Annotated in this window: 14 protein-coding genes; 5 read left to right on the plus strand and 9 right to left on the minus strand. The window is 34.4% G+C overall.

Annotation, left to right across the window (positions count from 1 at the left end):
- Positions 1–309: 309 nt before the first annotated feature.
- The 6 genes from QP953_RS19250 to ubiE all read right to left on the minus strand — a co-directional run bounded on the left by QP953_RS19250 (position 310) and on the right by ubiE (position 6,591).
- Positions 310–2,808 (minus strand): DUF5686 and carboxypeptidase regulatory-like domain-containing protein, encoded by a 2,499-nt coding sequence (locus tag QP953_RS19250; RefSeq protein ID WP_309552446.1) that lies wholly within the window; start codon positions 2,806–2,808, stop codon positions 310–312.
- A gap of 280 nt (positions 2,809–3,088) precedes the next feature.
- Positions 3,089–3,937, minus strand: a complete 849-nt coding sequence (locus QP953_RS19255; RefSeq protein WP_309552447.1) for an AraC family transcriptional regulator — start codon at positions 3,935–3,937, stop codon at positions 3,089–3,091.
- A gap of 137 nt (positions 3,938–4,074) precedes the next feature.
- Entirely contained in the window at positions 4,075–4,782 is a 708-nt protein-coding gene (locus QP953_RS19260; RefSeq protein ID WP_309552448.1) for a hypothetical protein, read from the minus strand.
- Entirely contained in the window at positions 4,779–4,970 is a 192-nt protein-coding gene (locus QP953_RS19265) for a hypothetical protein (protein ID WP_309552450.1), read from the minus strand. Before QP953_RS19265 ends, QP953_RS19260 begins: the two co-directional genes overlap by 4 nt.
- Before the next feature lie 188 nt (positions 4,971–5,158).
- Positions 5,159–5,896 carry a porin family protein gene (locus tag QP953_RS19270; RefSeq protein ID WP_081909636.1) on the minus strand — a complete coding sequence of 246 codons (738 nt, stop codon included), beginning with the start codon at positions 5,894–5,896 and terminating at the stop codon, positions 5,159–5,161.
- Positions 5,845–6,591 (minus strand): bifunctional demethylmenaquinone methyltransferase/2-methoxy-6-polyprenyl-1,4-benzoquinol methylase UbiE, encoded by a 747-nt coding sequence (gene ubiE, locus QP953_RS19275; protein WP_052599302.1) that lies wholly within the window; start codon positions 6,589–6,591, stop codon positions 5,845–5,847. The genes QP953_RS19270 and ubiE overlap by 52 nt, the downstream gene beginning before the upstream one ends.
- Positions 6,592–7,075: 484 nt before the next feature.
- Between ubiE and yihA the strand changes: the two genes are divergently transcribed.
- The 5 genes from yihA (at position 7,076) to QP953_RS19300 (ending at position 14,504) form a co-directional block, all read left to right on the plus strand.
- Entirely contained in the window at positions 7,076–7,699 is a 624-nt protein-coding gene (gene yihA / locus QP953_RS19280; RefSeq protein WP_052599301.1) for a ribosome biogenesis GTP-binding protein YihA/YsxC, read from the plus strand.
- A gap of 265 nt (positions 7,700–7,964) precedes the next feature.
- Positions 7,965–9,359 (plus strand): MATE family efflux transporter, encoded by a 1,395-nt coding sequence (locus tag QP953_RS19285; protein WP_231512831.1) that lies wholly within the window; start codon positions 7,965–7,967, stop codon positions 9,357–9,359.
- Between the two features lie 84 nt (positions 9,360–9,443).
- Positions 9,444–10,145: a PrsW family glutamic-type intramembrane protease gene (locus QP953_RS19290; RefSeq protein WP_309552451.1), complete on the plus strand. Its 702-nt coding sequence runs from the start codon at positions 9,444–9,446 to the stop codon at positions 10,143–10,145.
- Positions 10,146–10,656: 511 nt separating this feature from the next.
- Positions 10,657–11,763 carry a DUF4856 domain-containing protein gene (locus QP953_RS19295; RefSeq protein WP_052599299.1) on the plus strand — a complete coding sequence of 369 codons (1,107 nt, stop codon included), beginning with the start codon at positions 10,657–10,659 and terminating at the stop codon, positions 11,761–11,763.
- A gap of 146 nt (positions 11,764–11,909) precedes the next feature.
- The gene (locus QP953_RS19300; protein WP_052599298.1) at positions 11,910–14,504 is read left to right on the plus strand and encodes a TonB-dependent receptor; all 2,595 of its coding nucleotides are present in this window, start codon (positions 11,910–11,912) and stop codon (positions 14,502–14,504) included.
- Positions 14,505–14,567: 63 nt separating this feature from the next.
- Here the strand turns inward: QP953_RS19300 and QP953_RS19305 are convergent, their stop codons facing one another.
- The 3 genes from QP953_RS19305 to QP953_RS19315 all read right to left on the minus strand — a co-directional run bounded on the left by QP953_RS19305 (position 14,568) and on the right by QP953_RS19315 (position 18,139).
- Complete coding sequence (locus QP953_RS19305; protein WP_052599297.1) at positions 14,568–16,100, minus strand: carbon-nitrogen hydrolase family protein; 1,533 nt, start codon at positions 16,098–16,100, stop codon at positions 14,568–14,570.
- Between the two features lie 676 nt (positions 16,101–16,776).
- The gene (gene map / locus QP953_RS19310; protein WP_309552453.1) at positions 16,777–17,538 is read right to left on the minus strand and encodes a type I methionyl aminopeptidase; all 762 of its coding nucleotides are present in this window, start codon (positions 17,536–17,538) and stop codon (positions 16,777–16,779) included.
- A gap of 25 nt (positions 17,539–17,563) precedes the next feature.
- A complete protein-coding gene (locus tag QP953_RS19315) occupies positions 17,564–18,139 on the minus strand; it encodes a PepSY-associated TM helix domain-containing protein (protein WP_309552454.1) in 576 nt (191 codons plus the stop codon).
- Position 18,140: the final 1 nt, after the last annotated feature.

Genomic DNA, 18,140 nt, shown 5'->3' on the forward strand with positions numbered 1-18,140 from the left:
TTGATTTTTTAGTTTTTCCATAAAAAATATACAGTGCACTTCTGATTGGCAAAATAGGGTACTAGTTTTTTTAGTAGAGTTATCTTGTCTATTAGTAGTTAGCTGCGCTGCTACTTCGTGGTCGTTGATTAGTTCGCTACGCTCATGAGGGCACAAGCTTAGTTTTTTACTTCTTACCAAAAAGATAAAAAATCACATTTATATTATTTTGATAATCAGAATTTTAACACAAGATGCAATAAATTTACAACTTATTGATTATCAACTGCGCAGCACTCACGAAGTACCACGAAGTATTGGTCTATTGGACTAGAGTGAAAAATTAAACCCTAATACAGCCCCATATCTCAACGGTTCGCCTACTTTATAGCCCATCACAAAATCGGCTCGCAAAAATCGAAATATTCCCCAGCCTATACGATCTAAACCTATATTGAACTCCATATACTCTCTATTTTCAGGCGTATACAGTACATGATAACCTGCTACAAACTCAAAACCTAAGACTTTTAAACCTGGAATCTTATTCCAAATTGCCCCATTAAAATGATGCTCGGCGTGCAGCATAACGAATGCTGAATTGGTGCTATTTTGATAATAGGGCAACAGTTGAAACGTTCTCAAATAAGCATCATTCTTTGCAAAAATAGTCTGATTACCATTAAAATGATGATAATCCATAAAATAAGTCTTCGCTCTATTAGGAAACCATCCTCCCGTCAGATTGAAGCTAAACAGACCTGATGTTCCTAGGGCTATTTTTTCCTTTGTCAATTTTAATTCTAAATAGTCATAATTGGTTGTTCCTCCTAACCAAGGTACTCCCTTTTTGTAGCTGATCCAAATATCAGGAAATTGAGAAGGCTTGTAAACTCTTCGATTGGGGTACGTTACATATTTTTGCCCTAAACGAATCCGCAGTTTTAAGGCTAGTTCCAAATGTTGGTGTGTCAAGAAACTAGGATTGTCTTTATTAATATTCGGTTGCCCTATATCTTGAGGATGATTAGAAAAGTAGGCTCTTGTATTTTTAGGAACAAACGACCAATCGGTTGTATTGACCAATGCCGAACGTTGTGCATATTTTATCCCCCCTTCTACATACAAACCATTCAAAATCTCTTGTGAATAAGTTGCACTGCCATACACTTCGTCATAAAGCTTGAGGTAATTGCGCTTCTCCAATAACGTATAGTAGTTATTAATCATGGGCATAATCGGATTATCGGAGTTGAACTGCAACGCTTTTTTACCACCTTCTATTTTTAGTTTGGCCTTACTAATAGCGCTGAACTGCATTTCAAACGCTCCTGATCCTCTAAACTGCTGCTCCGAAAAAGCATAATTTCCCTCACCACTAATTCGATACCATTGATATTTTTCGGCATTTACTGTATGTTTAAAATTAGCATTGAGACCTAAAACAAACCCTTGAACAGTATTAAAATAAAAGTTTTGGAGAATAGATGAAACATTAAAAGCATATCCTTTGTGTGTATTTTGGTAAGTATACCCTGTTGCTAAATCCATCAACTTAAACTTATTGGCAATTCGATCCATCGAATCTTTATAAGCTTTGGAATTGTAGATTTTTTGCAAACTATCTTTTTCGTGATAATCTTCTATTTCATCCTTCCCTAAAGGTACAGGACGAATGGAATCCCAAGCTGCTTGGTCTTGCTTATTGGCATTATCTTCCACTTTAAATATTTCGGCATTAAAGAACTTTTTGTCAAAGTTAGGGTTTAAATCATAGTTGCTAAATACACTCGCAAAATAACCATAGAGTTTGATAAATAGCACTTTCAATGTAAATGTTAAGTTTCTAGAAAAAACGGTCCAAGTTTTATCGTCTAATTTGATGTGCGTTTCTCTAAAATGTAAGGTATCTAAAATAGAAATATTTGCGCTTTTTCCTGTTGTAAATAAGTCTGTGCTATGAATTGCCCAGTCCTTGTCAACAATATAGATGTACCCCGCCACTACTGCTCCCAACTTATTTTTAGGAATCACTTCTATTTTATATACTAAATGACCTTTCTCATCATAAAAAGAAGTCTCCATTCGATATTTGTAAGCACTCAAAGCATCGTTTGCTATGGGAGATAAAATTTGAGCTTCGCCCAATTGAATGGTATTTTGATAAAACGACAGTTTGGCCAAATCACTCCCCGAATTAAAACTAAATCCTTTGTCATCTCCACTTACTTTAGAAAAAACCATGACTTCCTTGTACTGACCTTTTTTGTAGTGCAATCGCGATAAAGATTCGGAAAGATACAATATTCCAAAATCTAGGGAATCAACGTCCAACGAATCATCTTCCAAAGAAAATCCCATAAACGATTTGGGCAATTCATCTACTCCCACAGAGTGTTTTCCTTTTACATAAGCATCGCAACTATACTCTTTTCTTTGGTTGAGGTAAAATTTTCGTTTTTTAATTGCTTTCCGAATCACCCTGTAAGCAGGGTCTTCTCCTGCCGTTACGACAACTTCTTGAATATTGTTAACCAAAGGTTCTAACACAACATTCAATTCTATGGCTTGTTTTCCTATTGTTACAGACTCTACCTTAGAAGTATATCCAACATATTGAAACACTAATTGATACGTTCCTTCCTCTAGTTCCAATTCGTAAAATCCATCGATATTACTAGTCGTACCTATTGAAGTTCCTTCTACATGGATACTGGCAAAGGATAAAATTTCACCACTAGAATCTACGATTTTTCCTTTAATGGGGGTGGCTGAAAGAGTGGATATAAAAAGGGATAAAAAACAAAAAAACGAATTTAAATATTTCATTAAATTATAATAATTTGAATTCGACAATCCTTAGATACACAAAAGGTAAATACGCTTTTATAAGTAATAATTGCTCAGAAAATGAAATCAATAAAACTTTATCAGCGGATTGTCATGGAGTAATAACAGAATATATTGAGTGAATGTGTAAGAATGGGAATACTTTTGATAAAACGGACTGTAACTACCAAAAGACGATTCAAGTAAAGAAATGTTACAGTCCCTTTTCAAAAAACGTTAAAACATTGCAATAATGAAAGTAATTTACGTTACAAAACACTTAGGATAATGTCCAAAAAGTATCCTCACTTCCTAATTGCTGAATGTTGCCCAATAATTTACTTGGATTAAATCCAGTTATTTTTTTAAAATGGTTAATAAATTCTGACTGATCGTAATAACCAACGTCATAAGCTAAATTGGTTAATAAAGGCTTTTGATGCGCTGTTTGATACCTTTGCAATGCTTTTCTAAACTGAACTACATTAATATAATCCTTTACCGAGCAACATAAATGTTTATTAAATAATCGAAGCAATGTTTTTCGACTAATTGCTAAGTCTTGTGCCAATGTATTGACCGTATACTTATCGCTCGCATTCAACAATAACGTTATAGCGCATTCTAAGCGGGATTCTTGAAACCCTACATACTGTGCTTCAAAATATTCGTCTAAAAAATGAATTTTATCAGCTATATTTTCTGCTGCATAGATTTTATCTAAAAAAGGGTTCATAGAAACTCTAAAATACTCAAAACTTTCTCCTTCTTTTGTTGCCATAAAACGAACGAGTGGCGCGCTCAAAAAATGATTGATCCCTAAAGATTGAAAAACAATGCCTATTTTATAAAATGGTGGTTGTTGTACCACTTGTTTGAATACTTTGTTGACGCTCTGATAAGCATAATGATAATTTTCGTTCTTGCTAGGGACTACTTCATATAGATTATTAGAATAAGAAATGGCTGCATTTTTATAAATACTTAAAGCATTCTTATAATGAGGATAAAAAATATACTGTCTTTTTTGGGTTGCATCAATGCATTCTTGAAAATAATAATAAGCAATATACTTTTGTAAAAAGGTACTAGCAGGTTTTTGGGCAACAAAAAGCTTTTTATCTATCATTGATTACAAACACAAGTTATGGATTAAATATTGACAGTATAGAACGTTTGACAAACGCCCTGTACCAATTTCAAGATACACCCACTACAAGAAAATCAGTAATTTTCTTATTATTTTTTATTATGTTTTTTTGTGAATTACTTAGTTAATAATAAGGTCTGAATGGTATCCACAATTACGGCTTTAAATGCGTCTAAAGATTTGTATTGATGGGGATTTTGACGAATTTGCTGATATGAAAATGCTCCCTCTGCTTCTGGAAACAGAACAATCGTTTCCCCAAATCTTAAATCAAAGAGTTTCATATTCACAAAACAAAAGGAAAAACCGTCAGGGCTTTTAGCGTAAACCCAATCAAAATGATGTTTTTGAGAAGCAAAAATGCCTTGTGCTGTCAAATAAGGATAATTTCTAGATTGCACAAAAACATCCTCTGAGTAGGTCTCATTTTGGGCAACAACCACGATTGTCAAGCCGTACTGCGGCTCCTCACTGTCCACTGTAGCAAACTCTCCCACACAAATCCCTTTTAACGTTTTGGTGCTATCTTGTATAGAAAAAGGCATGCTTGCCACTGCATATTCGTACTCTGCAACAGGAAAAGGACTACAATTTAAAGGGTAAACACTAAAAACTTCTTTGTATTGGGCATACATTTTCTTGTCTTCTTGAAAACGTTCCAAATTCCATGTCTCGCTATTTAAATTATCTGCTGCTCTTTTCTCCAGACCTTGCAGTAAGGCAGTTTCTTTTTCATTGCTTTGAGGTGGTTCAGAAGTTGAGCAAGCACACAGCAAACTAAGGCTACCCAACAGCCATAATTTTAGTTGTATAGTTATATTCATTTACTAACTATTATTAATCGGTTGTGAAGCCAATAAGTTGTTGTTATTGGATTTAGTGTTTCTTTATTAGCCTTGCCATCCATTTCATATGTCATAACAGCCTTGATCTTTCCTTCCAAATTTTGTGCTGAAAACCAGTAACCAATACAGATCAAAACAATTGACACCGATATACCTTTTATGTTCATTGATTTATATTTTAGTTTTTAGAATCAATAGTTAGCTTCATTAATACTATATAAAAATCCAAGCACAAAGATAAATGACAACCCTGTTTTATAATTGGTAAAATGAGACAGCTTTTAATAAAAAAGGATTTGAATGCGTACATCCAAATCCTTCTATGCTAATCTATCAAAGATTACATTTTTTATTTTTAACCTTCAAAATGCAACGAAATGGCAAAACCTCTAGAAAATAATTTGTCTATTGTAGAAGAAAATGTAATATTTTCATCTCTAGCATGGATGTCCAAAACGCCATAAGAAAACTTAATTTCTGGTGACAAAATGAAATAAGGGAAAAATACTTGGAATCCAACTCCTAGTTCAATCGCTAAGTCACTTTGGTTTAATTTTAATAAATCTTCTGCTTTTCGAGAACGAGAATTAGACGCCAAATCAATGCTGTATTTTATTCCACCAACGACAAAAACACGGAAATCTTTATAAGGTTTTGATTTGTATCTAAAATGCACAGGAAACTCCAGAAAAACTGACTCTATTCGTTTTTCAACAATAGAATTATCCGTCATTACATATTGCAATTTTCGGTCTGCAAACGAAAGTGTTGGCAATAAAAAACGAAAATCAAAACGTTTTCCTAATTTGATATTTGCTACAATCCCTAAGTTGAACCCTGGTCCATAAAGCGAGTTAATAGTTTTGACAGAATCGTTGTTGATTAGTTGTAAATCTTTCTCTACTCGATACTTAGAAGCGTTAAAGCCCAACGTAATGCCAAAATAGTAGGATTTTTTAGAAAATTTATTGTCGTAATTAAAAGATCCTTTTTGGGCATTAGAAGCCAATGGAGCTGAAAAAAAAAGTAGTACAACTACAGCTATTTTGTAGCGGTATAAATTGAACAAATTCCTAATGAAAGCTTTTTGCATGTTGCGTTTTTTAATCCAATGTTAGTTAATAAATCTAGAAAGTCTTGCCCTTCGGGAAAGGCTTGAACAGATTCATAGAGATATCCATAGGCTTTTTTGTCTTTTGAAGTTATTTTTCCGATGAAAGGTAATATATATTTAAAATACATATTAAACAATTGCTTAAACGGGAACATAGTTGGTTTCGAAAACTCCAAAACTACTAATTTTGAGTTAGGTTGCAAAACTCGCACCATATCTCTTAAACCTGCTTCTACATTTGCAAAGTTACGGACACCAAAAGCAACGATTGCTGCATCAAAAGTATTGTCCTCAAATGGCAAATTCTCTGAATCTCCTTCTTGTAGAGTTATAACGTCATCTATACCTAGTTTTTGTATTTTTTTATTGCCGACTTCTAACATTTTAACAGAAATATCTATTCCTGTAATTTTATCAGGATTCAATTGGCGTTTTGCTTCAATTGCCAAATCTCCTGTTCCTGTTGCTACATCCAAAATATTTTTAGGGGCATCTTCTTGTAGAGTTGCAATTGCTTTTTTTCTCCAGCTTTTATCAATCCCTAATGACAAAAAATGATTTAGAAAGTCATAGTATTTCGCAATATTATTAAACATAGTCGATACTTGACCTTTCTTTTCGGCATTTTCTTCGTATGGTTTTACTTCTTCTGCTTTTACTTCTTTTACGCTCATAGTTTATTGATAATTATATTTTTGTGCAATAGATTCAAGGCATCTTATCAACCTATCCACAATTTAAACGAAACTAGCCCTTTCAGGTTCATATTTCTTGTTATCTTTGCAGGCACAAATTTACTACATTAATTATTAATAATCCATAAGGTATTGTGAATTCTTAAACTATATGTCTATCTAGATAGATTCTATACTAGAAAAAATATAAAACTTCCCGTTTATATAATAACGGTCATCACTTATATTGTGCAAGTTTTTTTGATAGATTTTTGGGTTTTAAACCAAAACTAACAACCTAAAGAACTAATTTTTAAATTATTAAAACAACTTGCATTGATTAAATAAAATAAATGCAAATAGTTAGCTACACTGCTATTGTGTCGTATTCCCTACAGTCGTGCAGGTGTCAACTTAGTTAGCAAAAAAAAGAAGCACGTTCACATTAGACTGGCAATTATAAATTTATCTAAAATTCAGAAAAATGGAAATCTTTCATTCTAAATATATATCTAGTCATACTAAAATAGAACAATGCCCAACCGCAGATCGTCCAGAATATGCTTTTATTGGTCGCTCTAATGTTGGCAAATCGTCTTTAATTAATATGGTTTGCAACAACAAATCATTGGCTAAAATATCTGGTCAACCTGGAAAAACCCAAACCATCAACTACTACGATGTTGATGACACTTGGTATTTGGTTGATTTGCCCGGATATGGCTATGCACGTATTGCTCAACGCACTCGTCAAGTTTGGCGCGAAATGATCCATACTTACTTTACTTCTCGTCCGAACTTACAATGCGCTTTTTTATTGATTGATAGCTGTATTCCTCCACAAGAGAAAGATATTGAATTTGCCAACTGGATGGGAGAAAATCGAGTTCCTTTTGTCATTGTTTTTACCAAAAATGATAAAAAGAAATCGTCCAAAAACAAGAACTTCTTCCAAGAGTTCAAAAAAGCATTTCTAGAATATTGGAACGAAATGCCACAGACCTTTATTACTTCATCTAAGACAAAAATGGGTCGAGAACCTATTTTGGAGTTTATAGAAACCCTTAATGAGCAATATTATGACTACGAGGATACCCTAGAGGAGTAAGTACTTGTTTTATTATTCCCCCTACACAAATTTAAGACACCTATACACAAGTACGGTTGACTCCACTAAAATTAATACTTCGTGCGGCTTAGTTTTTAATTGATTCGCTTTTTTCAAAATAATGTTGTTAGACTATATACAATGCTGTTTAGCACACACATATAGCTATTGTTAAATATGTTATCATTTTTTCACAAAATGAAAGTTAAAAGCGAATACACAAAACAACTTTTTGCATTGAGGTAATGTAAAATGATAGACAATTTTGAAAACCAACATCTCATACTCAGAAATATTTAAGCTATCCATTCCAATTATGATTGGATCGGCTGTTCAAAATTTAATTACACTTACCGATACTATTTTCTTAGGTCGAGTAGGCGAAATTGAATTAGGTGCCATTGGTTTGGTCGGTGTATTTTATCTAATGATTGCTTCCATTGGGTACAGTTTTTCCAAAGCAGGACAGATTATGATTGCTCGGAGAATGGGAGCACAAGAACTAGACAAAATTGCGCCCATCTATTATTCTATGCTAGCTTTTGCCCTTTCTTTGGCACTGTTGCTTTTTTTGTTTATGCAGTTCGGCGGAGATTATTTCTTTGCACTTTTTATCAATAACCAAGATATTTATACTGCTTGTATTGCTTATTTAGATTATCGCTCGGCTGGAATATTTTTTAGTTATGCGGGGGTCATTATTGTTGCCCTCTACACAGGAGTAGCGCGCACTCAGGTTATTATTTACAATGCTATTGTATTGGGACTCGCTAATATGTTTTTAAACTATGGTTTAATTTTTGGTAAATGGGGTTTTCCTGAAATGGGTATTGCTGGTGCAGGACTAGCTAGTACCATTGCAGAAGGTCTGGCCTTTATTATTTTTATCGTTTATATCTTATTGGACAAAAAAAACAGAGCATACGGTATCTTTGGTCGTAAAGCATTGATCCGATATACTACTATTTTAGACGATAATACAGACGATTTACCACCACCACCGCCGAAAATCAACTTTCAAATTATCAAAGCTCAGCTCAAATTATCAATGCCTATTGTCTTGCAATCTGTTGTAGGAATGGGCAGTTGGTTTATTTTCTTTATTATTATAGAGGACATGGGAAAAACAGAATTAGCCATTTCTAATATCATGAGAGCTGTTTATTTGCTCTTTATGATTCCTTGTTGGGGGTTTGCTTCTAGCATTAATACATTAGCCTCTAATTTGATTGGGCAAAACAAGCTAGACGAAGTGTTTGAGGTAACCACTAAGACAGCTATTTTATCCTTTGGTGTGACCATGCTTTGTGCTGCTTCTATGCTTGTGGCACCAGAAGTAGTTCTTAGAGTAGGGACTGACAACGTCGATTTAATTCAAAAATCCATTCGTTTAACAGGAGTTTTGACCGCTATTTTAGCTTTGTTTTCTATTGGTGCCATTTATTTTAATGGCTTGGTAGGTACAGGGGCAACGAACCAAGCCCTATTCTTTCAAATTGGCTGTGTTATCTTTTATCTAGCTTATATTTATATTGTCGTTCATCTCTTAGGTTGTAGTTTAGAAACAGCTTGGATGGCAGAATTTTACTACTGGATTATCTCATTAGCGACATCTATTTGGTACCTTCGTTCTAAACGTTGGCAAAACATTAAAGTATAACTTTTTCGATCATTGCCATAAAGCAATCTAGCAGCAACAAGCCGTCTCTTTGCAATTCAATACTTGTCTAAAAAATACGTCCCCATGCTTAATTTTGTACTATCACTATTGCCAGGTATTCTGATTGTTTTGTTTATTTACCACAAAGACAAACACGAAAAAGAACCTTATCGCTACGTGTTTTTTTGTCTTTTGTTTGGGATGTTAAGTTGTATTCCTGCAATCATGGGGACACTTGCCGTTGAATATGCAATGGGCATGCCTGCCCCTGCTCAATCTTTAGACTTGAGAGTGGTGGCATTTTATGCCTTCATAGCTGTTGGACTAAGTGAAGAATTGGCAAAATATATTTTTCTACGGTTATACATTTATCGCAAAGAAGAATTTGATGAGCCTATGGACGGAATTGTATATGCCGTAATTATTAGCATGGGATTTGCCATCTTAGAAAATGTGCTGTATGTCTATGAAGGGGGCTTGAATGTAGCTATTTTAAGAATGTTTACGGCTGTTCCTGGTCATGCTGCTTTTGGTGTCATCATGGGCTATTACATAGGGCTCGCAAAATTTCACCCAAGTCCTAGTCAATCATTTCGTTTGCATTTACAAGGCATCTTTTCTGCCGCTCTCGTTCATGGGGCTTATGACTTTTTCTTGTTCCAAAATAATTTTATTCTACTTTCTTTTTTAGCCTTTGCCATCTTGATTATAGGAATTTGGATGTCCAACCGACTTATTCATTTGCATTTGGAAAATTCTCCTCATAATGAAGAAAACAAGATCTAAAGTTGATCAACTTGCGACAATCTTTAATATAAGCCAAAGTTACTTTAAGGTCAAATAATAAGTCCATTTCATCGATACTTCTTGCTGAATTAACAACATGGTTAAATCCCTTTTAACATACAATTAACATAAAAATATTTACAAAACCTTATACATAAACAACTAAAAAACATACTAAAGCTCCAAAAGCAATAAATAGAAGCTCTTATACTTGCCTATTAAGCCTCTGAAAGTGTTTTTTTTTGTTAAAAAAAGTTCACCTCCCATATTTTTTACTACTTTTGTGCCGTTAAGCAATTAGTCCCCCTCTATTCAAGCTGTTTTGAATACGCCCTTAATTTTAAATTATACTTTATTCTCATTATTTAGTTAAATCTGCTTGGATGACAATGTTATAGCCTATTTTAGGTTAAAAACAAACCAACTCCTATAACGAATAATGCGTCTATATTCCTAAATGTTCAAACGAAACACTTTAGTAATTAATTAACTATAAATAAAAAATTTTAGCGTGTTTAGTAACCACAACTTCATTGCATTTCTTGCAGTAACATTGCTTTGTTTTTTCTCCTGTGAAAAAAAAGAAATTATTTACGATGTTCCTAGTTCTTACAACTTTGAAAACGTCAATTACGAAGGTCAAAACCAGCGCATTGAAATGCTTACTGAGTTTATGGCTTATGTCAAATCAGCGAGTAATGCGGGTATCTCAACTATCAGCAAAGCAACAATGCTGAACATGTATCAAAACACCAATGCTCCTTTTTCTAATCCAGCCCTCAATCAAGCTTCGACTCAACTAAAAAATAAGACACATCCTGAAGCACAGTTTTATGCAGAGGACTTAATTGAAGAATTAGAAATTGTTAGCCAAAACATGAATGTGGCAGCAAGTGTAGGCAACTCTGGTGTAATGGTTGATGCGGCTTCTGGTGGTCGCTATTTACTAAACGAAAATGGTGTAGAATTAGGGCAAGTTTTAGAAAAACTCTTGGTTGGTGCCACATTTTATTATCAAATCACTCAAGTTTATCTAGGTGAAAATAAAATTAACACTGACAACAAAGGTGTGATAGCAGGACGAGGTACTAATATGGAACACCACTGGGATGAAGCATTTGGCTATTTTGGAGTTCCAAAAGATTTTCCCTCTACAACAAGTGACTTGCTTTACTTAGGCAATTATTCGGACAAAACCAATAGTATTATCGGCTCTAACTCTAAAATCATGGATGAGTTTTTGAAAGGACGTGCTGCTATTTCGGCAAAAGATTATCCGACAAGAGATAGTGCTCGTGTTTCTTTGAAAAAATCTTTTGAAATCTTAATGGCTGCGACTAGTATTTCTTTCCTAAATGATGCCAAAGCCAATGTTTCTAGATTAGCACTTTATTATCATAATCTAAGCAAAGCTTATGGCAATATTATGGGGTTGAGGTATGGAGCTTATACCACCCTATCGGACGCAGAAATAGATCTAATATTAACTTATATAGGTGGCAGTCCTGATCCTTTAGATGCCGACTTTTATAATGCTTCAGGTCAAAACATAGATAAAGCTATTGATGCGATTGCCGATGCTTTCTCCGATCTAACAGCTGTAAAAAATAGCTTATAAATTCATTATTATTAATCTACCAATCTAGTAGGAATTGAATAGAAAATGTTCCCATCTTTTATTCAAAACTCAAAGTGTAAAAAACCATTCTTTTGTATTGGTTTCTTATCAGCCTATTCCTACAATAATAACAGAACTATTAAATTATGAAGGCGATTCATATAGTAATGCTTTTATTATTTTCCTATAATATTACATTTGCTTGGACTGAAATCAATGGCAATATACGTGGCTTAGTTAGCAATCTAGATTCTGGGAGACCTATTCGAGGGGCAACGCTTAAGCTCGTTTATTTTGAAGATAAAAAAGAGATTACTAAAACTTATTCACAAGACGCAGGAGAATTTATTTTTTCAAATATCAAGCCTGGTATCTATGATGTAGAATGCTCTGCTTTTGGTTTTAAAACAACCCGTTTGATAGGCTTACAAGTCAAGGAAGATCAAACCAAACTGGCTTACATCAAGCTAGTGAGAGGTCCTGCTGCTGAAATCAACGAAGTTTACTCCTATGCTTCAATTCAAGCACAACAAAAAATAGCTCTAGAAACTAGTTCTAGTATCAAAGAATCTATTGAGGATGCGCCAGCCACAGTATATATTGTGACTTCAGATGACATAGAAAGTCGTGGTTATACGGGGCTTAATGAGTTGCTCTTAGATGTTCCTGAATTTGAAATACAAGAACGTCATAGCAATCAATCCTATAATGCAATTTCTGCAAGGGGTATTTATGGCAATGAAAAAATATTGATCTTGATTAATGGTGTTCGATACAATAGTATGACAAACAACCAATATGCCATTACCGAAAACTATAATATTAGATATGCCAAGCGAGTTGAAATTATACTTGGTCCTGCATCTGCCTTATACGGTGCCGATGCTTATATGGGAGTGATCAATATTATTACCAAAGAAGGCGACGCTGCCAAAGGCTTGTCATTGAGTAGTAGTTATGGTATGTACAACACCACCAACAATTCCTTTCAATTTGGTGTGGGCAACAAAGATGTCTCTTTTGCTATGTCTGGAGGGGCTTATTACTCAGATGGTGTTAATTTGAATGCACACTACCCTGAGGAGTTTTATTTTTACAATCAACAGTATTTGCAAAATGGAACCATTCTTAGTAGCCCAGTAGACCCTACAGGAGCAACACAAACCATTCCTATCAAACCCTTTGATTTGAGCCGTTTTTCTTATTTTGTGGAAGGTAATTTAAAATTCAAAGACTTTAATATTGGTATCTTCCACAACCAAGAACAACACAGCAGTTCAACAGGTGCTTTGCCATACTATTCTCCTTATTGGAAAGAAGCTCGATATGGAAGTTCTTTGACGAGTATTAATGCTCAACATACTTACAAGCCTAAAAAATCTAGAAAATGGACCTTAAAATCATTGCTTAATGCAACGTTTATGTTTACTCCTAATAATAGCAAAATCATCAATACTTTTTCTAATTATCAGGATGCTTATAATGTGGGTACCAATGCAGGAGTTCGACTATCTGAAACCTTTAATTACAAAATCAACGACCAACATCAGCTTGCCTTTGGTTTAACAGGACAATATTCAGCAGCACTTCCTAGAACAGGAGGTATTTCCCAACAACAAACTACCGTTTTCTTTCCTATGCGGACAGTAAATGCAGCTGACTTAGATATTTACTACCTAGGAACTAATGCAACTGATGTTGATGGAAACAGCTTAAAACTTTATCAAGAGCTATACTATATTCGTCGGACTATTTTAGGAGCATTTGGAGAATACAAGCTCAAACTGCACAAAAAACTTTTGCTTACTTTGGGAGCTAGATTCGATCAAGTTATTGACATTAGTGAATATGCACCGACTAAAGATCCTAATGCTTATAATTCGATCAATCCTAGACTTGGCATTGTCTACAAACCAATGAGCAATCTTAATATTAAGCTGTTTTATGGAGAAGGCTTTTTACAACCCTCTCCAGATCACAAATACGATCACTTTGGTGCCTTCTACCCTGTCGCGGACGAAAGTGGAGGGTACACACACATAGAGGGAGATGTTTGGAGAATTCCAAACGAACAACTAAAACCAGAAAAAGTACGTAGTTTTGAGTTATCAAGTAAATATGCCAAAGGTGATTTCTCTATTAGTTTAAACAGTTATTTCAACCTAATAGAAAATTCGATTATTTATGAGACGAATTTTATCAATCAAACGTTTAATGGCATTCCTGTCAAAGCTGCCGAGAAACCTGTTAATTCTACTAGCAATACCTTAAGCTATGGTTCTACATTGCGGGTTGATTATAGATATATTTTAGAAAGAAAAGAACGAGCAGAATTTAGAATACATGGTAGTTATAGCTATGCTGATGGCAATATAGAAGGCTTAGAACATTTGCCTTTTACAGCAAAACATACTGTTAAGGCTGGTTTGTTGTTTAAATTTTACAACTTTAGCCTTAATAACAGTTTGATTTATCGTTCTAGTACTTATAATGAAGGTTTTACAGATACTGAGGGTGAGTTTTTCCAAGTAGGAAATGCTTCTTTTGTTCTATGGAATTTGTTTTCTAAATATACGGTAGTCAAGAAAAGAAAATTCTCAATGGATATTTTTGTTAAGATCAACAATGTATTGAATAGCAAATATTATCATACTACAGACAATACTCCTATTTCCTTTGGAGCTTCGCCACAAGATCCCATTCGTTTCTCAGCCGGTTTGAGTATAAATATAGGGAAATAAGTTTTGCCAAAAAATATCCAAAAATAAGTCGCTGGTTGATTGACTAGCGACTTATTTTTTAGTTTAGCGTTTCTCTTTAAGCCTTAATTCAAAAATATCCTTTCTCCTATCCTTGAGATTTCGGACACTACCAAAACGGTTCAACTCTCTGAGCAAATCTAAGTCCACATCAGCAATTAAAATCATTTCTGTATTTGGAGTAGCCTCTGCTTTAATTCCATTAGTCGGAAAGGCAAAATCACAGGGTGTAAAGACCATAGATTGTGCAAATTGAATGTCCATATTATGAACATTAGGCAGATTTCCTACGCTTCCAGCAATTGCGACATAACATTCGTTCTCAATTGCTCTTGCCTGCGAACAATGCCGAACTCTCGAATAACTGTTTTGAGTATCTGTCAAAAAAGGCACAAACAAGATGTTCATTCCTTCATCAGCCAAAATACGTCCCAATTCTGGAAATTCTGAATCGTAGCAAATCAACACGCCAATTTTGCCACAATCGGTATCAAAAGCTTGTATCGTATTTCCGCCCTGCATGCCCCAAACCTTGGCTTCATCAGGGGTTACATGTATTTTTTCATAACGCTCAACGGTTCCATCTCTTCTACATAAATAACCTACATTGTACAAAAGTCCGTCCTTCATTTCTGGCATGCTTCCAGAGATAATGTTAATATTACAAGAAATTGCCCATTCCGAAAACTTCTGTACAATCGCATCGGTATACTTGGCTAGCTCTCGAATGGCCACAGGTTCTGATAAATGATTGTTTCCCGCCATCAATGGGGCATTAAAAAACTCTGGAAATAGTACAAAATCAGCATGATAAGCTGCTACAGCATCAATAAAGTATTTAGACTGTTGCAACAATTCGTCGAAAGTCCGATAAGGTCTCATCTGCCATTGTATCAATCCTAAACGAACGATTTTCTTTTTGATAGAGGCTGCCTTGTGGCTAGGCTGTTGATAATAGATATTGTCCCATTCTAGCAACACCGCAAATTCATTCGACGCTTTATCCCCCTCCAAATAACCACGCAAAATTTTGGACGGGTGAAAATCATTTGATATCTGAAAGTTCAAAACAGGATCGTTAATTTCTTTTCGTTTTACTTTATCAATATACTCCTTAGGTGTCAAATGAGCCGCATATTTGTGATAATTAGGAATTCTACCTCCAAAAGCAATTCCTTTTAGATTCAATTTCTCACAAAGCTCTTTCCGATAATCGTATAATCGTCTCCCCAAACGCAATCCTCGAAATTGTGGCTTAATAAAAACATCAATTCCATACAAAATATCTCCGTCATCAGTGTGGGTATCAAAACTATAATTTTGTGTAATTTCTCTGTAAGTATGAGTATCCGAACAGTCTTCGTAATTCACAATAATAGACAAGGCGCACCCTGCTAATTCGCCATTGATCTTAATAACAACTTGCCCCTCTGAGAATTTTTGAATTAAGGCATTAATCTGATATTTTTCCCAATAATTATCCTCCACCGAAGTATAAGCGGCTATCATTGCCTCTTTCAATTCTTGATAATCATCTAGACTCAAAAATTTCAATTCTATATTTTCTATATCTTGCATTCTTTTCTCTCTTTTAATTTTTGAAGACTGCTCTGTCAAGCATTACTTTACAAAACACGCTAAACTAACTATCAGACGCATAAACAAACCAACAGCGACCTTATGAACTCAGCTAAGTATTATGCTAATATAACTCAATTTCAAATCTCTGTTGCTTCGATACTCAAGATTTTTTTGCACTGTTAATTATAATTAGTAGTTCGTTGATTTTTTTCTTTTTACCAAAAAGATAAAAAAGCACATTTATATTAGTTTGATAATCAAAACTTTAACACAAAACACAACAAAAGCACAACTTGTTGATTATCAAACTAATAAAGTTTTTCAACGAACTATTGTTATAATAATTATTACAAATAATTTTTACAAGAATAGTAGTTAGTTGTGCTGCTACTTTATTAAAAAAAGAGGTAAAAACAAGAATTGTTGTGCCTTTTAATAATGTAATAAGGGAAAGTAGCGACAACAAGTACGTGCCCCTAAAAAAGTATTAGAGAATAATACGCTTACTTTTAAAAGGGGTAAGGTGTTCGAGATAAGAAATTAATGGATGAGTATTTTTCTTTAAAAAAAAGAAATTTAAGCATCAAAAATAATAGAATCACATACAACAACAAGTGTTGAAATGGATACAAAATACCCTATTATTAAGATTAAACTACCATCGCTACTTCTACTAAAGTATGCCATTGGAGGAGGTTAAAATAATAGGCGCTCCATCTGTGATAAGAATGGTGTGTTCATGTTGCGTTACAAAACCTCCTTTATTTCCAACCAATGTCCAGCCATCTGCCATTTCTAAAGCATAATCAGAGCGAGTAGAAATAAATGTTTCGATAGCAACGACAGTATTTTTCTTAAATCGTTGACGATTAAAACGATCTCTATAATTTAAGATGTTTTCGGGTTTCTCGTGCAAGCTTCGACCAATTCCATGACCTGCTAAATTTTTAATCACTTTAAAACCTGCTTTTTTAGCATTGGTCTCCATTAAGTGCCCTATATCTGCTATTTTAACCCCACCTCTAATTTGTCGAATTGCTTTTAGTAAGGTGTCTTTGGAGGCATCTACCAAAGGTTGATGTTGGTGAATGTCTTTTCCCAAAACAAAAGAGCTCCCGTTATCTCCAAAAAAGCCATTGAGTTCTGCTGAAACATCAATATTAACCAAATCACCTTCTTTTAGTATTTTTGTAGCAGAAGGGATACCATGTGCAATTTCGTTGTTAACACTAATACATGTCCAACCAGGAAAACCATAGGTCACATAAGGCGCGGATTGAGCACCATATTTTTTTAGCAGTTCTCCACCAAAGTTATCAAGTTCTTTGGTTGACATTCCAGGTTTAGCAAAAGCCATCATTTTACTTAATGTCGTACCAACGACTTTACTAATTTCCTGCATTCCCACTAATTCTGATTCTTTTGTTATCGACATGATTGTAGCATTTATAGTTTGATCATTAACGTTTTCGTTGTTCTTTACGCATTCTCTTAGGACCATACCAAAGCCAGAAGCCTGTAATGGTAAACAATAGTAACGCTAATCCCATTATGGTTGTATAAAATAATTTGAACCACCCTTTAGAAATTCCTAAAGCAGCATCCACAATAGAGCCATCGTGAACATTTTCAATCCAATCAGAATGTCGCTTGCCTATATTTAATACGGTTCCTGTAGTGCCATCTAATTGAATTTCCCAATGATGTTCACTATAAACAAACTTCAACATTCCTTTGTTCTGTCGAATATCAATTCTGCTCAACTTATTTGAAAGCTTCGGATTGATAGAATCCTTTAAAATTTGAGTAGCAATTTCATTCAATTGATCAATTGGTTGCCAGTCTTTCAAGTTGGTCGATGTCCCTTTATAACTTTTTGGTAAAAGAACACCTGCGCTATGCTTTTTCCATCCCAAAAACACGCCTGTTATTGCTATTATAAAAAAAAAGACAAACAACAAAGCGCCTGTTAAACGATGTACTTTTCGAAAAGTACGTAAAGTTTGCGCCTGTTTTTTTCGTTGAAGGGTGGTCATA

Origin of the sequence: Aureispira sp. CCB-E (assembly GCF_031326345.1) — a bacterium.
In the GTDB taxonomy this organism is placed as follows: Bacteria; Bacteroidota; Bacteroidia; order Chitinophagales; family Saprospiraceae; genus Aureispira.